Source organism: Bacillus sp. XF8 (genome assembly GCF_017498755.1).
GTDB lineage: Bacteria > Bacillota > Bacilli > Bacillales > Bacillaceae_G > Bacillus_A > Bacillus_A bingmayongensis.
The window spans coordinates 1-1134 of record NZ_JAGDQK010000120.1 but is presented as its reverse complement, the minus strand read 5'-3'; the positions used below and the strand labels follow the sequence as shown (position 1 = coordinate 1134).

The window sequence follows — 1134 nt, the reverse complement described above, 5'->3', positions numbered from 1 at the left end:
GCTCAACATATGGGCGTACTTCCTGAAACAGTATACTTTTACACTACACAGGCGTATCAAAGGAGATTGGCAGAGAGGAAGAAGGCTACAAACTATATAACTGTTACAGAACTTGAAGAGGATGAATAACGAATATGAAATATGATGGTTGCCGAGTTAATTGTGGCCAATGTAAATATTTTAAAGATGGGGCATGTAAGCTGTTAAAAAACGATCAAATTAAAATAAGCGAGAAGAACAATGTGTGTCGTCAATTTAAACATAGGATTATTAATCCATCTAGTCCAGTGTTTAACTTTGATGATTACCTTGAGTGGTTAGGGACTGATTATTACAGGCCTTACACAATAGATAAGAAGAATATCATAGGTAGCGCAAAATTAGGTGAAGTCATTATAGATGGTGGTCGTTATGCTGAGTTACTACCATCTATATACTCACCATTCTACGAAACAGTGGACAAGCCTTGGTGTCGAATACACATGCCACGATGTCATGTTGAGTATAAAGGTCATAAATTCGCAATTGATTATGTTAATTATCGTGAAGGGTCATGGATTAAAGGTAATGTAGTAACTTTTGATCAGCATTTATGGAAAGATCGGGAGACACAACGAAAATATCAATCTGAAATTTATGGATCATACAAAATACAATAAAAATTTCAGATTGTAGAAAAGGGGAATAGATATGGAATACGGAGTTTATTTAGTGCGGACTGGAGAAGTAATGATAACTAACAGTGACTATTTTAAAGCTTGTGAAGAAGCGCAACAGTTAACGAGAGATACAGGTGTGGTTCATTTTGTTATGCCGATCGAAGAGAAAGAAACTAAATGGAGTGAACAAAGAATCAAAGCATATATACGTTATGTAGAAGATAGTGAAAAGAAAATAATGAAGTTGGAAAGCGATTATATAAAAGCACAAGAATCACTAAGAAAAATTATAGAGCGTATCGAAAGTGAGAAACAAAGTAAAAGAAAGCTTCAAGAAGATTTATATGATCATGGTGGTTGGATGATATATGATGGCGAATGGGTTGAGGTGGACAAGCAATAAAAGAGCAGCTAGCAAAAGCTAACTGCTTACCCTTGGAGAGGGAAATAGGCATACAGGTTGTGAGTTCTAGGA

2 protein-coding genes are annotated in these 1134 nt (G+C 35.5%); both read left to right on the top strand.

The genetic code is table 11. From position 1 onward, the window contains the following. Positions 1–134 precede the first annotated feature (134 nt). On the top strand, positions 135–659 hold the full coding sequence (locus J4P91_RS28670; RefSeq protein WP_207996794.1) for a hypothetical protein: 525 nt from the start codon (positions 135–137) through the stop codon (positions 657–659). A 31-nt stretch (positions 660–690) separates the two neighbouring features. Next, positions 691–1062, top strand: coding sequence for a hypothetical protein (locus J4P91_RS28665; RefSeq protein ID WP_207996795.1), 372 nt, complete (start codon positions 691–693; stop codon positions 1060–1062). The last annotated feature ends 72 nt before the right edge of the window (positions 1063–1134 follow it).

Excerpts from the sequence above, each read along its gene's own strand:
- J4P91_RS28670 (WP_207996794.1), top strand. The coding sequence starts at position 135 with ATGAAATATGATGGTTGCCGAGTTAATTGTGGCCAATGTAAATATTTT.
- J4P91_RS28665 (WP_207996795.1), top strand. The coding sequence starts at position 691 with ATGGAATACGGAGTTTATTTAGTGCGGACTGGAGAAGTAATGATAACT.